At 44.7% G+C, this 15,015-nt stretch carries 18 protein-coding genes; 9 read left to right on the top strand and 9 right to left on the bottom strand.

What is annotated here, in order from left to right; all coding sequences use genetic code 11:
• Nucleotides 1-9: 9 nt before the first annotated feature.
• Nucleotides 10-1,905, top strand: coding sequence for an ABC transporter ATP-binding protein (locus tag P2A85_RS19095; protein ID WP_377474744.1), 1,896 nt, complete (start codon nt 10-12; stop codon nt 1,903-1,905).
• A gap of 461 nt (nt 1,906-2,366) precedes the next feature.
• Here the strand turns inward: P2A85_RS19095 and P2A85_RS19100 are convergent, their stop codons facing one another.
• Nucleotides 2,367-2,795: a hypothetical protein gene (locus P2A85_RS19100; RefSeq protein ID WP_377474746.1), complete on the bottom strand. Its 429-nt coding sequence runs from the start codon at nt 2,793-2,795 to the stop codon at nt 2,367-2,369.
• 289 nt (nt 2,796-3,084) lie between these two features.
• Between P2A85_RS19100 and gnd the strand changes: the two genes are divergently transcribed.
• The gene (gene gnd / locus P2A85_RS19105) at nt 3,085-4,539 is read left to right on the top strand and encodes a decarboxylating NADP(+)-dependent phosphogluconate dehydrogenase (protein ID WP_377474748.1); all 1,455 of its coding nucleotides are present in this window, start codon (nt 3,085-3,087) and stop codon (nt 4,537-4,539) included.
• A 31-nt stretch (nt 4,540-4,570) separates the two neighbouring features.
• Here the strand turns inward: gnd and P2A85_RS19110 are convergent, their stop codons facing one another.
• Together P2A85_RS19110 and P2A85_RS19115 are read right to left on the bottom strand one after the other, a co-directional pair.
• Entirely contained in the window at nt 4,571-4,828 is a 258-nt protein-coding gene (locus tag P2A85_RS19110; protein ID WP_377474750.1) for a hypothetical protein, read from the bottom strand.
• Complete coding sequence (locus P2A85_RS19115) at nt 4,812-5,009, bottom strand: hypothetical protein (RefSeq protein WP_333364861.1); 198 nt, start codon at nt 5,007-5,009, stop codon at nt 4,812-4,814. The genes P2A85_RS19110 and P2A85_RS19115 overlap by 17 nt, the downstream gene beginning before the upstream one ends.
• Before the next feature lie 138 nt (nt 5,010-5,147).
• Between P2A85_RS19115 and arfB the strand changes: the two genes are divergently transcribed.
• Together arfB and P2A85_RS19125 are read left to right on the top strand one after the other, a co-directional pair.
• Nucleotides 5,148-5,561: an alternative ribosome rescue aminoacyl-tRNA hydrolase ArfB gene (arfB, locus tag P2A85_RS19120; protein ID WP_377474752.1), complete on the top strand. Its 414-nt coding sequence runs from the start codon at nt 5,148-5,150 to the stop codon at nt 5,559-5,561.
• A gap of 66 nt (nt 5,562-5,627) precedes the next feature.
• Nucleotides 5,628-5,846 carry a hypothetical protein gene (locus P2A85_RS19125; protein ID WP_377474754.1) on the top strand — a complete coding sequence of 73 codons (219 nt, stop codon included), beginning with the start codon at nt 5,628-5,630 and terminating at the stop codon, nt 5,844-5,846.
• A gap of 327 nt (nt 5,847-6,173) precedes the next feature.
• Here the strand turns inward: P2A85_RS19125 and P2A85_RS19130 are convergent, their stop codons facing one another.
• Both P2A85_RS19130 and hisA read right to left on the bottom strand, forming a co-directional pair.
• Nucleotides 6,174-7,583 carry a cation:proton antiporter gene (locus P2A85_RS19130; RefSeq protein WP_377474756.1) on the bottom strand — a complete coding sequence of 470 codons (1,410 nt, stop codon included), beginning with the start codon at nt 7,581-7,583 and terminating at the stop codon, nt 6,174-6,176.
• A 112-nt stretch (nt 7,584-7,695) separates the two neighbouring features.
• On the bottom strand, nt 7,696-8,469 hold the full coding sequence (gene hisA, locus P2A85_RS19135) for a 1-(5-phosphoribosyl)-5-[(5-phosphoribosylamino)methylideneamino]imidazole-4-carboxamide isomerase (protein WP_340550744.1): 774 nt from the start codon (nt 8,467-8,469) through the stop codon (nt 7,696-7,698).
• A gap of 3 nt (nt 8,470-8,472) precedes the next feature.
• Here hisA and P2A85_RS19140 point away from each other — a divergent pair, with 3 nt between their 5' ends.
• Entirely contained in the window at nt 8,473-8,763 is a 291-nt protein-coding gene (locus P2A85_RS19140) for a hypothetical protein (RefSeq protein ID WP_377474757.1), read from the top strand.
• Nucleotides 8,764-8,792: 29 nt separating this feature from the next.
• Here P2A85_RS19140 and P2A85_RS19145 read toward each other — a convergent pair whose 3' ends face one another.
• The 3 genes from P2A85_RS19145 to P2A85_RS19155 all read right to left on the bottom strand — a co-directional run bounded on the left by P2A85_RS19145 (nt 8,793) and on the right by P2A85_RS19155 (nt 10,665).
• Nucleotides 8,793-9,986 (bottom strand): glycoside hydrolase family 10 protein, encoded by a 1,194-nt coding sequence (locus P2A85_RS19145; RefSeq protein ID WP_377474758.1) that lies wholly within the window; start codon nt 9,984-9,986, stop codon nt 8,793-8,795.
• 206 nt (nt 9,987-10,192) lie between these two features.
• Nucleotides 10,193-10,588 (bottom strand): amidohydrolase family protein, encoded by a 396-nt coding sequence (locus P2A85_RS19150; RefSeq protein WP_377474759.1) that lies wholly within the window; start codon nt 10,586-10,588, stop codon nt 10,193-10,195.
• Nucleotides 10,540-10,665, bottom strand: coding sequence for a hypothetical protein (locus P2A85_RS19155; protein WP_377474761.1), 126 nt, complete (start codon nt 10,663-10,665; stop codon nt 10,540-10,542). Before P2A85_RS19155 ends, P2A85_RS19150 begins: the two co-directional genes overlap by 49 nt.
• A gap of 311 nt (nt 10,666-10,976) precedes the next feature.
• On the opposite strand from P2A85_RS19155, the gene P2A85_RS19160 reads away from it, so the two are divergent.
• The 3 genes from P2A85_RS19160 (at nt 10,977) to P2A85_RS19170 (ending at nt 13,041) form a co-directional block, all read left to right on the top strand.
• The gene (locus tag P2A85_RS19160; RefSeq protein WP_377474763.1) at nt 10,977-11,747 is read left to right on the top strand and encodes a cysteine hydrolase family protein; all 771 of its coding nucleotides are present in this window, start codon (nt 10,977-10,979) and stop codon (nt 11,745-11,747) included.
• 256 nt (nt 11,748-12,003) lie between these two features.
• Nucleotides 12,004-12,441, top strand: a complete 438-nt coding sequence (locus P2A85_RS19165; RefSeq protein WP_377474765.1) for a cupin domain-containing protein — start codon at nt 12,004-12,006, stop codon at nt 12,439-12,441.
• Nucleotides 12,442-12,693: 252 nt separating this feature from the next.
• Nucleotides 12,694-13,041: a DUF952 domain-containing protein gene (locus P2A85_RS19170; protein WP_377474767.1), complete on the top strand. Its 348-nt coding sequence runs from the start codon at nt 12,694-12,696 to the stop codon at nt 13,039-13,041.
• A 326-nt stretch (nt 13,042-13,367) separates the two neighbouring features.
• On the opposite strand, the gene P2A85_RS19175 is transcribed toward P2A85_RS19170, so the two are convergent.
• Complete coding sequence (locus P2A85_RS19175; protein WP_377481581.1) at nt 13,368-14,621, bottom strand: CCA tRNA nucleotidyltransferase; 1,254 nt, start codon at nt 14,619-14,621, stop codon at nt 13,368-13,370.
• A gap of 106 nt (nt 14,622-14,727) precedes the next feature.
• On the opposite strand from P2A85_RS19175, the gene P2A85_RS19180 reads away from it, so the two are divergent.
• Nucleotides 14,728-14,976 (top strand): Ycf34 family protein, encoded by a 249-nt coding sequence (locus P2A85_RS19180; RefSeq protein ID WP_371117298.1) that lies wholly within the window; start codon nt 14,728-14,730, stop codon nt 14,974-14,976.
• The last annotated feature ends 39 nt before the right edge of the window (nt 14,977-15,015 follow it).

Below are 15,015 nucleotides of genomic sequence, written 5' to 3' on the forward strand. Positions count from 1 at the left end.
CCTCCACGGATGAGTAGACCCGACACTTACCCACAAACTATGCAACCCATCAAAATCACCACATTCCAAGCTCTGCGGCGCAGTCTGGGCCTCATAATCAAAGCCGCACCGATCGAACTCCGCAATTTAATCTTACTCAACGTCATCCGCGGTGCAGCCCCATCTGGCGTCCTATTTTTAGATAAATTAATCATTGATGAAGTATCTAAGCTGCTGTCGCAAACCCGAACAGCACAGCCTTTAGCTTTGATGCTTTCTCACCCAATCTTGCTGTGGAGTATTGTCGGAGTCTTGAGTCTCAAATTAATCGGCGATTCCATCGATAGCATCAGTTCCTTTACAGTCACATCTTTGCGCGATCGCCTTCAAGGCGCAGTTGAAGGAAAAGTTCTCGAAAAAGTCGCCAACTTCGACGATATCGCCCTGTTTGAAAACCCCGAGCTATTAAATATTGTAGAACTAGCAAAAACCGGAATATCGAGAATACAGCAACTAGCATTCACCATCAGCATGACAATCACAGGAATTTTTATTTTTATTCCATCTGTCAGCCTTGCTGCTGCTATAGCTTGGTGGGTTCCTCTGGTGATATTAATTTCCTCAATTCCCTCAATTTACATCGAAAGAAAATATACTAAAATTATCTGGAAAATTCAAAAAAAGCAAGCTAAAATTAGTCGAGAAATGAATTTATCTGCTAGAGTATTAACAGGAGAAGAATACGCTAAGGAATTGCGTTTGTTTGGCTTGCAAGAACTTTGGCTCAAACGTTGGCAAGGTCAGTTTGTGCAGTATTTTAGCGATATGCAGGCAATTAGAAAAAAGGGAGCAATTGTTGTACTGTTGTGGTCAATTATTAGTAGAATAGGAGTAGCTTTGCCCTTTGTTTATATAGTAATGGGAGCTTTGGGAGGGCGCTACACTTTGGGAGATTTGGCGCTGTATTCTGGTTTGATTGTCCAAGTCGAGCAAAGTTTGCAGTTACTGATTAATAATTATACTAATTTGTACGATATTGCTCTCGGTGTTAGTCCGATTTTTCAACTGTTGGATCTGAAACCGGAATTGCAGTCTCCCCTTGGGGATGTGGTGTCTCGCCTCCCTAGTTTACCAGAGGGCAGCCAAGATAGTCACCCCACAACAGATAAAATTGGCATCGAAATTAAGCATTTATCTTTTTGCTATCCCGGTAGCACTAAAAACACAGTTACAGATATCAACTTAACGATTAATCCGGGGGAAATGCTAGTGCTTGTCGGGGAAAATGGCGCGGGTAAGACAACTCTTGGCAAACTCCTCGGTCGCCTGTACGATCCTACTGAAGGCGCGATCGCCTGGAATGGCAAAGATTTGCGATCGTACCCTCTAGCATACGTGCGATCGCGCATCGCCGTAGTCATGCAAGATTACGCCCGTTTCCCCTCCACAGTCCGAGAAAACGTCGGTTTCGGCGACTTGCTTTCCCTGTCGGATGACACCGCCATCAACGAAGCCCTGAACGAAGCAGGAATTGCAGCTAAAGTCAACAGTTTAGAGCAAGGTTTAGAAACACCTTTAGGCAAACAATTAGAAGACGGCATCGACTTATCCGGGGGACAATGGCAGAGAATTGCGATCGCCCGAGCCTTAATGCGGCTTTCTACAGCCGAAGTCCTAATTTTTGACGAACCAACCGCCGCCCTCGATCCCAAGACAGAACACGAAATTTACACCATCTTCCGCCAAATCGCCGCCGGGAAAACCACGATTGTCATCAGCCACAGGTTGGGATTGGCCAAAATTGCCGATCGCATCGCCGTGATGGAAAACGGTAAAATAGCAGAAATAGGAACTCACGACGAATTGATAGCATCAAACGGAATTTACTGCTCGATGTTCACCCGTCAAGCCAGCAGCTATATTTAGAGTTAAACAAACAGTCCAACCGGGGTTAAAACCCCTGTCTCATAGCGAAAGTCGGTTGAAACCGACTGGGGAGATATTGCAATGCAATGCTTGTTCAAAAATCTGTCTTTCAGTCCTCTTTGAGAGGACTTTCGCTATGAGACGGGGGTTTTCAACCCCCGGCGGAATTGTGGGTTATACCAATTTCATAAAGTAGCGCTACATATCTACCCCCCCAACCCCCCCTTATTAAGGGGGGGCTAAGAACTACATTTGTAGTAGGACTTTATGAAAATGGTATTAGCGTAAGGATTTTGGGCGCGAATGACTAATGACTAATGACTAATGACTAATAACTAATAACCAATAACCAATGACCAATGACCAATGACTAATGACTAATAACTAATAACTAATGACTAATGACCAATGACTAATGACTAATAACTAATGACTAATGACTAATGACTAATGACTAATGACTATCTCCCCGTTAGCGTGTCCGCATAAGGATCGGGCAAAGCTTGCTGCACTTCCAAAACTGGCAAAGCATCCCCGGTCAACTTTGTACTGCTATTTAAATCATTTTTTTTTAGCCCATCACCCTTACGATCGCGCTCTTGCAAATGCGATAATTCCTCTTGATAAACAGCCACAATCCGCGCCAAACTCGCCGCCAAATCATCCCAATTATCATCGGAACCCAACTTCTCAGAAATCCCCTCAAATAACTCTCCCGCTTGCCTTTTTTGAACATAAGCTTTCAAAAGCTTTCCCGACTTTTGCAAAACCGCCTGATAAATGTCCCCATCAGACCACCACAGCCCCTGTTGACTCAGCAGCCAAGTCAAAATATACTCGCGAGCGTGTTGCTCCTTCACCCAGGCCGCGAGATACTGCAAATCTTCCATAGTGACAGTCTCCTAACTTTTATCGAAAATTTTGGCTAATTTGTATCTACCGTTACTGCGATCGATTTAATATCTGCTTTATTATCACCCACCGCTCTCTTTAATATCCCTTAAATCTTAAAAAAACCCTACTGATTCACCAAACATCAATTTTTAGCATATAAAAATACACTTAAACTGACATCAAGTCTATTGTTCGATACTTTCTGTCCACAGGAAAGCGCTAAACCCCGCCTCGCTTTCCTCTCTCGCAAACCTATCATCAAACGGAACCAGCGGATTACTTAGCATGACAAAGCAAAATTTTGGTTTAATCGGTCTAGCAGTGATGGGCGAAAACCTAGCCCTCAACGTCGAAAGCAGAGGCTTCTCTGTAGCTGTGTACAACCGCACAGCAGCTAAAACCGACGAATTCATGGCGAAACGCGCCCCCGGCAAAAACATTGTAGCCGCCAAGACTCTGACAGAATTCGTCGATGCCCTAGAAACCCCGCGCCGCATCTTAGTCATGGTGCAAGCGGGCAAACCAGTCGATGCAGTCATCGACCAGCTCAAACCCATGCTGTCACCGGGCGACATGATTATTGACGGCGGCAACTCCCTTTACGATGACACCGAACGTCGCACCAAAGATTTAGAAGCTGCCGGACTGGGATTTGTCGGCATGGGCATCAGCGGGGGCGAAGAAGGCGCGCTGAATGGTGCTAGCTTGATGCCCGGTGGCACCCACGCTGCTTACGGCATACTAGAGCCAATTCTGACTAAAATTGCGGCTCAAGTAGATGACGGCCCCTGCGTCACATTCATCGGTCCTGGTGGCGCTGGTCACTACGTGAAGATGGTTCACAACGGGATTGAGTACGGGGATATGCAGCTTATTGCTGAAGCCTACGATTTGCTCAAAAACGTGGCTGGATTGGACGGTAAGCAGTTGCAGGAAGTTTTTGCAGAATGGAATACAACTGACGAGCTCAACTCGTTTTTGATTGAAATTACGGCGAATATTTTCAAGTACATTGACTCGGAAACTAAGCAGCCCTTAGTTGAGGTGATTATGGACGCAGCGGGCCAAAAAGGTACTGGCCGCTGGACTGTAATGAGTGCTTTGGAATTGGGCGTTTGTATTCCGACAATTATTGCTGCTGTGAATGCCAGAATCATGTCTTCTTACAAGGCGGAGCGTGTCAAAGCTTCCCAAGAATTAACGGGGCCTAGCGGCAAGTATGAAGGCGATACTAAAGAGTTTGTCAACAAAGTTCGCGATGCTCTTTACTGCTCGAAAATTTGCTCCTACGCCCAAGGCATGGCGCTGTTGAGCGCGGCCTCGAAGTCCTACGGTTATGACTTGAGTTTGAGCGAAATTTCCCGCATTTGGAAGGGCGGCTGTATCATTCGGGCTGGCTTTTTGGACAAGATTAAAAAAGCTTTCAAGGACGATCCTGCGTTGCCGAATTTGTTGTTAGCGCCGGAGTTCAAACAGAGCATTCTCGATCGCCAATCAGCTTGGCGGGAAGTGTTGTCTACTGCTAGCACCCTGGGGATTGCAGTGCCGGCATTCAGCGCCTCGCTGGATTATTTTGATAGCTACCGACGCGAAAGATTGCCGCAAAACCTGACGCAAGCGCAGCGGGATTATTTCGGGGCTCACACCTACGAGCGCATCGACAAACCGCGCGGTGAATTCTTCCACTCTGAGTGGACTCAGGCTGCTGAAGAGTCGCTGCAAACTGGAACTACGGATTAATTAGTTTTTGTAGGGTGCGTTTCGGCGCACCTTACGAATTTATCTGGGGTTGTAAATTGTTTTGACGTTTGTTTTTGAGATAGCTTTTAATATATTGGTCGTTAAAGAGCGATCGGGCGATCGTCAGTGCTTCTTGTCTTTCTGCGTCTGTCATGTAATCATCGCCTTTTAAACCTGATGGCGGGTGTCGGGGATCGCCGCCTGCATCGAGAAATCTCTGACGTGCGATCGCCATTAATTCTCCTAATCTGCGGTCTTGTTCTCTTCTAATATCATGCGGTTTCGTCATAGTCTTCAAGCTCGTCTATACGAACAATCTCGCCACTTTGTAGTATAGCAGCTCTTGGTAAAACTCGACTAGGGGTTTCGATGTACCAAAAGCCCTTTTCTTCATCATATATTCTCCAGATGAGCAAGTCGAGAGTTTCCAGGGCATTGATAATTAAGTATTGGACTCCTGATGATGGCATAGGTCGATGTGTAGTTGAGCCTGTTGGCTATTGTATCACCCATTGCTGGCAAAATTTTCAGTTATCATTGATTGTATCCCTGCACCTATTATCAATTCTCAAAAATTCAGGGTTTCCGTTAATAATTATAAATAAATCATGCTACAAATTTCTAACACAGTGTTCCTTGCCGATCGCGAAATCGAGATTAGTGCGATTCGCTCTCAAGGCGCAGGAGGACAAAACGTAAATAAGGTGGCGAGTGCAATTCACCTGCGCTTTGATATCCCAGCATCCTCATTACCCGATCGCTACAAAGAGCGACTATTACAAATCAGCGACAACCGCATTACCTCTGAAGGCGTGATTGTGATTAAAGCACAGGAACACCGCAGCCAAGAACAGAACAAGGAAGAAGCATTAAAACGACTGCAAGAATTGATTAAAAGTGCGATCGTCATACCAAAAAGGCGCAAACCCAGCAAAGCAACTCGTAGTTCCCAGCGTAAACGTCTCGATAGCAAAACTAAGCGAGGGCAGATTAAAGCAATGAGAGGGAAAGTCACGGATTGAGCGATAATATCAAATTTTAATTATGATATAATTGTAGCTAAGTATTGTTAGTTTGAGGAAACACCAATGACAACTACTGCAAGTAACGAGCCGACACTAACTAATGTTATTGAAAAGCTAGACAAGCTATCGACTGAAGTTGAAAAAACTAATGAAAAAACCGACAGATTCAATGACAAGTTCGACAACTACCAAAAAGCTACCCAATGGGTTGTGCAACTTGCATTTACTCTGATTGCAAGTGCTACGATTACGGTGATTATCACTTCAGTTTTCCGCAAATAAGTCAGGATATAGAGGAGACTGCACGTGCCGTGTCGCTACCCCAATTAATTGTAGGGAGACGGCACTGCCCATTAGTGTCAACTTAAGGTCGAAGGTAGTCAGATACTGCTGTTTGACTCTTAGATTTTGATCCCCCCTAACCCCCCTTAAGAAGGGGAGGACAAGAGTCTTCTCAAAGTCCCCCTTCTTAAGGGGGATTTAGGGGGATCTAGAGTTAGGTAAAAACGAGATTTATCAAGGCTTTCAGGCTTAAGTTGACACTAATGGGTTCTTGGAGTGTCCCGGCTGTGAGTAATATTAATTCCGAAGAGGCTCAAACTCCCTCAATCAAACAATTTGCTCCTTAGAAGGTTCCCCCTCCGCAGGCGGTTCCACGGAATCACCAAAAGCAATCCGCAGAAATGGTGGTGCCAAAAATGTTGTTAGAATCACCATGATAATAATCGACACTTCCAAGGGTTTATCAAGAACCCCACTCGCCGAACCAATGCCGGCAAAAACTAACCCGACTTCACCGCGAGGAATCATCCCAACTCCGATCGCCAATCGATTAATTCCCGGCTGACCAAAAACCACCCAGCCTGTAACTAGCTTGCCAATAATCGCCACCAAAATCAAGAAAACAGCAATCAAAAGTCCCGCCCGATTATCCGGTACTGTGGGGTTCAAAACTCCCAAATCCGCCCGTGCTCCCACCGTCACAAAAAAGACGGGAACAAATAAATCGGCGATAGGTTTCACCAATTCATCCAACTCATTGCGTGCATCGCTTTCATCCAAAACCAAGCCCGCAGCAAACGCACCCAAAATCGCTTCCAGATGGATGGCATTACCCAGAAATGCCATGAAGTAGGCAAAAGTAAAGGCCGGAATCACAATATTGCCACGAGTTTTGAGTGTCTCTACAACCCCAGTAAAGGTTTTGTTGAAGAAACCACCCAACAGAATCGAACCTAGCAGAAAAGCAGTGGCACTAACAATCAAATAAATGACATTAACCACATCAATTTCACCAGTTTTAGCTAAGCTAGCAACAACAGCTAGGACAATAATTCCTAGCACATCATCAATCACCGCCGCACCGACAATTATTTGACCTTCTTTAGATTTCAGTTGTCCTAATTCTGACAAAACTTTCGATGTAATGCCAATGCTAGTTGCCGTCAAAGCTGCCCCGGCAAAAATCGCTGGAATCGCCGCAGTATGGAAGAAAATCATCAAGCCCGCAGTACCAGCGGCAAAGGGAACTGCCACGCCAACACAGGCGACAACAACAGCTTGAATTCCGACTTCCTTAAGTTGTCTGAGATCCGATTCTAGGCCAATTTCAAACAACAGAATAATTACACCCAATTCAGCTAGCACTGAAATGACTTCACTCTGAGATTCAAAGATACTGGTGAGGGCTGCTGGGGAGAGATGATTAATTAATTGCAGAACAGTCATAATCCCAGAGTCTGAGGCTGACAGCCCAGCTTCGGGAAAGACGATGAGGTGTAAGGCCGATACTCCGACAATTACCCCTGCGACTAATTCACCCAAAACAGGGGGTAAATCGAAGTTTCTAGCTACTTCTGCACCTAGTTTACTGGCGAGATAAATCACGACTAAACTAAGTAAAACTCCGCTGAGGACGATGGGAGAATATTCGGCTTCGACGGTTGCTAACAAAGGTATGGGAGCAACTAGGGATGCCATCCCAGAACTTAAGGGTGTAATTGTATGGTTCACAAACATGAGTTAGGTGAGGATAATCAGGACGATTCTACGGTGACTGTTCGCTGTTAAAGGTGAGTTGCCACAGTGATAACTGCTAGCTATTTTATAGCTACTTAACTCAACATGAAGCTCAAGCAAAACTTGAAGAACCCAAATCGGGAGGAACATCTTGCCATCGCCCTTGACCTACTGCTTGAATTGCTTCTTTTAGCAAGATATCTCCAGTATAAATGGCTCTACCAACGATCGCACTTTTGACACCAATTGCTTCCAAGGCTAACAAACTCAACAAATCTGCGATCGAACTAACACCACCCGAAGCAATCACCGGAATCGAAATAGCATTGGCAATTTCGCGCAAAGATTCCAAATTTGGCCCTTCCATTGTACCGTCGCGGTGAATGTCGGTATAAATAATTTCAGCAGCACCTAATTCTGCCATTTGCTGTGCTAATTCTGTTGCTAAAACTTCCGATGTTTCTAGCCAGCCTCTAGTTGCAACTTTACCATTTCTGGCATCAATACCGACCAGAATTTGACCGGGAAATTCGCTGCACAATTCACCGACTAATTCCGGTTTTTCGACAGCCACAGTGCCGAGAATTGCCCGCCGAACGCCTAAATTAAGGATAGCAGCCACGGAAGTGCGATCGCGCATTCCGCCTCCCACTTGACAGGGAACATCAACGGCTCTGACAATGGCTTCAATGGCTGCTTGGTTGACAGGATGACCTGCTTTAGCCCCGTCGAGGTCTACTAAATGTAGCATGGTTGCGCCTTCGTTGACCCACTGTCTGGCGACTTGGACGGGGTTGTCATTAAAAGTTTGGGATTTGGCGTAGTCTCCTTGATAGAGTCTGACGCATTTTCCATCCAATAAGTCGATCGCGGGAATTACATTCATAATTTGGGAATTGGGAATTGGGAATTGGGAATTGGGAATTGGGAATTGGGAATTGGGAATTGGGAATTGGGAATTGGGAATCGCGAATTGGGAATTGGGAATCGCGAATTGGGAATCGCGAATTGGGAATTGGGAATCGCGAATTGGGAATCGCGAATTGGGAATTGGGAATCGCGAATTGGGAATTGGGAATTGGGAATTCTCTTCCTTCTTCCTTCTTCCTGCTTCCTGCTTCCTGCTTCCTGCTTCCTGCTTCCTGCTTCCTGCTTCCTGCTTCCTGCTTCTGGGAACTAAAGTGCTGACTACAAACATCCTACAATATTTTAAACTGACGGACGCTGTATTTTTGTGGGAAAAAATGCTCGGAATGCCGTATTTCGCTCTTCGGGAGTTTCTTTGGCCCAATTTGATAAGCTTTCATAGAAAAAGAATGAGACACCGGCAAAGTTTCGTTTTCGCACTTCTTGTACTTGTTCTTGAATTTGTTTGAGGGGAACCGGGTTATTTTTTAAACCCGTTAAAATACCGATCGCTGTGGGAATATGAGGCTTAGCAAGTTTAACTTCTTCCCGTTCGAGTTCCTGAATAAAACGCTTGATGTCGCTGCGATAAACCTGCAACACAATTTCCTCAATGTAACCGCGTCTTTCCCAGGTAAACCAGTCTTGCAAACTAGCGGGTAAGGCAAAGTTAAAAGGGTTTGGAGATAAGCTAACAATACATTTTTGTTTGCGGGCTTTGATAGCTCTAAAAAGTCGCGCCATGAAGTCATTAATTCTGTCTGCACGCCAGCGCACCCAGAAGGTTTCGCGGGAGTCGTTCGAGGGAGGTTTTTTGATATCTTTTTGGTACATTAAAACCGTTAGCGGTTCATATCCAAATTCTGAGGGTAAGCCGAAATGGTCGTCAAATTGAATCCCATCTAGATCGTAATTTGCCACAAGTTCCACAACTAAATCTTGGATAAATTTCTGCACTTCGGGATGAAAAGGACTCAGCCATACCCGATCTTCTATACCTTCTTTCCAAATAGTTGAACCGTCGCGTCGTTTCGCCAGCCAGTCGGGGTGCAATCTCGCTAATTCCGATTTGGCGGGAGCCATGAAACCAAACTCAAACCAAGGGATGACTGCGATCCCTTTTTTATGTGCTTCTGTAATGATTTCTTTGAGAACATCTCGCCCTTTTAATGCTGGTACGGGGTCGTTTAATTGTCCGAATACTCGTTTGGCTACAGCGCTGGGATGAATGGTATAACCCCCTTGCCAAACGGTAGGATATATGGTATTAAAATTAAGTTTTTCTAGGCGATTTACAGCGTCATTTATGTTTTTGCGGGAGAAGATGACATCGCTGTCAATGTTGGTCAACCAAATGCCGCGCAATTCGGTTTTTGTAGGCATTTTTGGGGGAGTTTGAGCCCAGCCACGGGGAGAGAAGATGGCGGTGGATGTGAGGGCGATCGCAAAAGCAATTATTAAAGCCAGTATCCTCTGCGATCGGTGTAGTTTAATCATCAACTTGTTGTACATATTACCAATTACCCTTGGCTACCTTATGTTAGTGACAAAGGCTAAATGTCAATTTTACCTTACTCAGAGCGATCGGGCAAATTCATCACTTGGCGGTAATGAGCCTCAATTTCAGTCACCATTGCTGATTGGCGCTTGCTAGGGCGTGTTTTCAAACTACTCCTTAAGATTTAGATCCCCCTAAATCCCCCTTAAAAAGGGGGACTTAAAGACTCTTTCCCCCCCTTTTTAAGGGGGGCTGGGGGGGATCTTTGGGTTTGAAAACACGCCCTAGCGGCACCGTCGCAACCAAAGGAAACATTTACTCCCGCTTGACGGTATTTTAAAATTGGTGCGATACCGCTTCCTAAACGTAGGTTACTGAGGGGATTATGGACGACTGTGGATTTGGTTTCTGCCATAATTGCAATGTCTGCATCGTCCAACCAAACACAGTGTGCTAGGGATGTTCTGGAACTCAAGAACCCAATTTGTTGCAAGTGTGCTACGGCGCTACAACCATATTTTTCTTGAGCTAATTGTTTCTGGGCGCGGGTTTCTAAGAGGTGGGCGTGGCGGCAAAGATTTTGGCGATCGCACTTATGCAATTATCCACCACCTGCACCTCTGCGGTTTCATAACCACCCTCAACGGGAATTAAAACATTTTGAATTGTAAAGCTCACAGATTGACCCCTGCTGGTGAAGATTTCACATCTATTTATATTTTACGATTGGTCTGGGCTAAAACTGGCTGCGCCCCAAGGGTTTTAGCATATTGAATTACAGATGAATTATTATAAAAGTTTCCTTAAGATATCTAGATTTGACTATAATCTAGGCTAGGAGAATTTAATTATATCGAATCCCCAAAAAAATGTCAGAATAGCTGTGTTTAATTTTTGTTAATTTATTAAGCTGAAAATCTTCACCTTTGGTAAATTAGTAAGTAAAAAAATGGTGATAAAATTGAAATTAGTTTTGTGCGATAGAACCTATGAATCCTGAAAATCTCCGTACCTTGGGCGTGCCGCCGAATGCTTGGAAAGTTGATGCCAAAATTGCCGACATCACTCGCCCCCAACTGCCTCCCCAAATTGTAACTTTGGAAACACAAACTAAAACGCTGCGTGTGGATTTAGCCAAAGCTGCAATGTTGGTGATAGATATGCAAAATGATTTTTGTCATCCCGACGGTTGGCTATCACATATTGGCGTAGATGTAACGCCAGCGAGAACTCCAATTATTCCTTTACAAAATTTACTGCCAAAATTGCGATCGCACGCAATTCCCATTATTTGGATCAACTGGGGAAACCGCCCCGATTTGCTCAATATTAGCGCAGCTTCCCGTCACGTTTACAATCCCACAGGAGACGGTATAGGCTTGGGAGATCCGCTACCAAAAAACGGTGCTTCTGTATTAATGGCTGGCAGTTGGGCGGCGCAAATTGTCGATGAATTGGAAGTGAAACCGGAGGATATTTGCATTGATAAATATCGGATGAGTGGCTTTTGGGATACTGCTTTAGATAGTATTCTCAAAAACCTTGGCAAAACTACACTTTTCTTTGCAGGAGTCAACGCCGATCAGTGCGTGATGGCGACGCTGCAAGATGCTAATTTCCTCGGTTATGACTGCATTTTGGTCAAAGATTGTACTGCTACGACATCGCCAGATTATTGCTGGCAAGCTACTCTATATAACGTTAAGCAATGTTTTGGTTTTTTGTCAGATTCTCAGGCTATGTTAGAAGCAATTAAATAGCAGTCAGTCCTTAGTCATTAGTCAGCAGTCATTAGTCAGCAGTCATTAGTCATAATGACATCAGAAACATAACAACCAGCACCAAAGAAACCGGGTTTTTGCAGTTTTTGTCGCCTGTAACGGGTCTTCTCGTAAAAACCCGGTTTCTGGCCACCCATACCTAAATCCTAAACTAATGACTCTGGCTCCCTCGCTAATGACATTAAAAACATAACAACGGATAATTTACCATAATAAAAACATGACAAATCAGTGCATGATTCCCGTGTCAAAGTCTCCCCAAGACTACCAAGCATTTCGCATTAGTCCACGGGATACTAATAGATTAGCCATCGTCTTCGATCCCGCAGCAGCCAATAGTTCCTTAACAGTTTGTATCGAAATTTTTGATGTGGGTGGCAAAACTCCTCCCAATCGACATTTATTAGCAGTAGAAATGTTTTTTGTACTCAAGGGACAAGGGCGAGCAACCTGTGATGGCAAAACTGTTAGTATTAGGGCGGGAGATAGTTTGTTGGTGCCACCCACCAGCACCCACCTAATTGAGAATACTGGTAGCGAACGGTTGTATGCTTTGTGCATCATGGTCCCTAATGAGGATTTTGTGGAACTAATACGCAGCGGTATGCCTGTAGAACTTGATGAGGAAGATATGAGAGTATTAGGGCGATCGGATGTACTCGTGCCCTGCTAAACTGTTGTAAAATCTCGTTACCAGGCTCTACCTGGTAACGCATATTTAAACTGTTGTAAAATCTCGTTATCAGGCTCTACCTGGTAACGCATATCTAGAGGCTCTGCCTCGATTCAAATCTCGTGACCAGGCTCTGCCTGGTAACGCATATCTAGAGGCTCTGCCTCCATTTTATGCTATGCTAATATCGGCTGATAATTGAATAAACTTTGTATCCAAAAGCAGATTGTTTTACCTTAAACTTATCAATTTATGAGCGTTATATTTCACATTGCTAAAAGCCAACAGTGGGAAGAAGCAAAACAGCTTCAATTCTATAGCGGCGATACCCTAGACTCTGAAGGATTCATCCACTGTTCGACAATCCCGCAAATTACTAGAAGTGCCAATAAGTTTTTTATCGGACAAACAGGATTACTTTTGCTGTGGATAGATTCGGAAAAAGTGGAAGCAGAGGTTAAGTATGAACCGGCCGCCGGAGATATGTATCCCCATATTTACGGGCCGCTGAATGTGGATGCTGTGTTGACAGTTATGGAGTTTGAAGCTGGTGCAGATGGGAAGTTTGAATTACCGTCTGAATTAAACCCTCAGAATTAACAGGCTTAGTACGTAATGATAGGTTTATTGTTGGTGAAACCTCCAGACAAATATTGGGGTTGAAAGTTCAGGTTGACTGGGGCGATATAGCAATATTCAATCATTTGTGAATTTCTTACGGGAGCATCCCGATTTTGCATAGGCGAAGCATGACCGCAGACAATTTATTAGTGATAACCAGAGATTTACAGCGGTCATGCTTCGCCCCTACGAATATATTTGCCAAACACAGATGCACCCTTTCTTACTCCCTCCCCTTACTAAGGGGAGGGTTGGGGTGGGGTAAAAATATTTGCTACTCATTTAGGATTGCTATAGTTGTAAAATTAATGAACCTCAATCAACTCTGCTGCCAATTTTAGCGCTGCTTCGCGAGTAGAAATTCTCCCCTCTACCCGCGCCAATTGAATTTCCATTAATAATTGACCAATTTGCGGACTTCTGGGCACATTCAAATATTCCATTAAGTCATTACCGCTAACTAATTGTGTCGGATGTGCAACAATATCATCCGCATCAAGATAGCGATTAATTAACAGTGAAATCTCATCCATGGAAACTCCCACAGCTACAGCCAACACTGCTAAAACTGGAAATACTATTCCCAAATCTCGAAATAAGAAATACTGTTCTCGCAAAGACATCTCAGAGATAGGTTGTGCTTGCAATTTGGGCAAATATTTCACAAGCTCGATCGCACTTTTAATCTCAGCATTGCTATACTTTAACCGTAGCAACTCAGTTTCAGCCATTGTCGGGTCAGAATCTGCCAAAATAGCCAACTTAGCCACAGCCAACAACGGCGTTTTAATCGTATCTCGAATCTGGCGCCCGAATTCCTTTGCTAATTCCGGGTAAATTGCCGCTAATTGGTCAGCAGATTGGTCAATTTTGGTTAAAGTATCAAAACGGTCGATCGCACTTTCAAACCAAATCGAAAACAAACCATCTTCCCAACCCCGACAAATCCAAGGTACACCGTTAGAATTGCTTAACAAATAACCCAATTCTGTCCGCACCCGTTCCACCGCTACCCGACTCAAAAACGGTGCTAATTCGCGAATCGCCGATTGAGTTTCCGCTTCGATCGCAAAACCCAACTGCGCCGCTTGACGGTAAGCTCTTAATAACCTCAGCGGATCATCTTCCAAATTGGCGCGGGAAATCATCCGCACCAAACCCAGCCGCAAATCAGTTTGACCATCCACAGGATCGATGATTTCTCCGGTAAAAGGATTGCAGGCGATCGCATTAATCCGAAAATCCCGGCGCCACAAATCCCCCTCCAGACTCCCCCCTTCAGCTTGCGCCAAATCCACCGTACCGCCCGCAAACACCACCCGTGCAATTTGGCGTTCCGCATCCAACAAAACAAACCCAGCTTTGGTGCGATCGGCAATTTTTCGAGCAGTCTTCACTGCCCGTGTTAGCATAACAAAATCTAAATCAAAATAAGGCGATCGCCTCCCCAGTAACGCATCCCGCACCGCACCCCCCACCAAATAAGCAGGTGGCGTCAGCAGTTCCAAATCAAACGGCCAAGAATCAGGAGATAATGTAGGTGGCAAACTATTCGACATCGCAACAAAAATAAATAAACTTACAACCATAAAACTCTGGTTACGCTAGATTAACAGAAAGCTCGAAATTCACCAATTTTTTTGAAATGCACAGAGGATATCAAAGATGTGTATTTGTGTTAACTGCCATTATGTAGACCGCTGCTTCACCTACCACGCCGTAGAAGGACAGCACGAACAGCCTCACCTCACCGAAACCCCCGATTTCGACCCCGTAGAACCCACAATCAACGTCAACATCCGACCCCGCCAAGATGAAGTAGAAATGGAATGGGATGTAGTCGGCTGTGAAAGTTTCAAGCAAGAAATCGGAAAATGGGCCAAATTGCGGCCGGGCGAACTCGTACCAACTTAAGTCAGTAGTCATTAGTCAGTAGTCATTAGTCAGTAGTCA

Source organism: Microcoleus anatoxicus, from assembly GCF_042465725.1.
In the GTDB taxonomy this organism is placed as follows: domain Bacteria; phylum Cyanobacteriota; class Cyanobacteriia; order Cyanobacteriales; family Microcoleaceae; genus Microcoleus; species Microcoleus anatoxicus.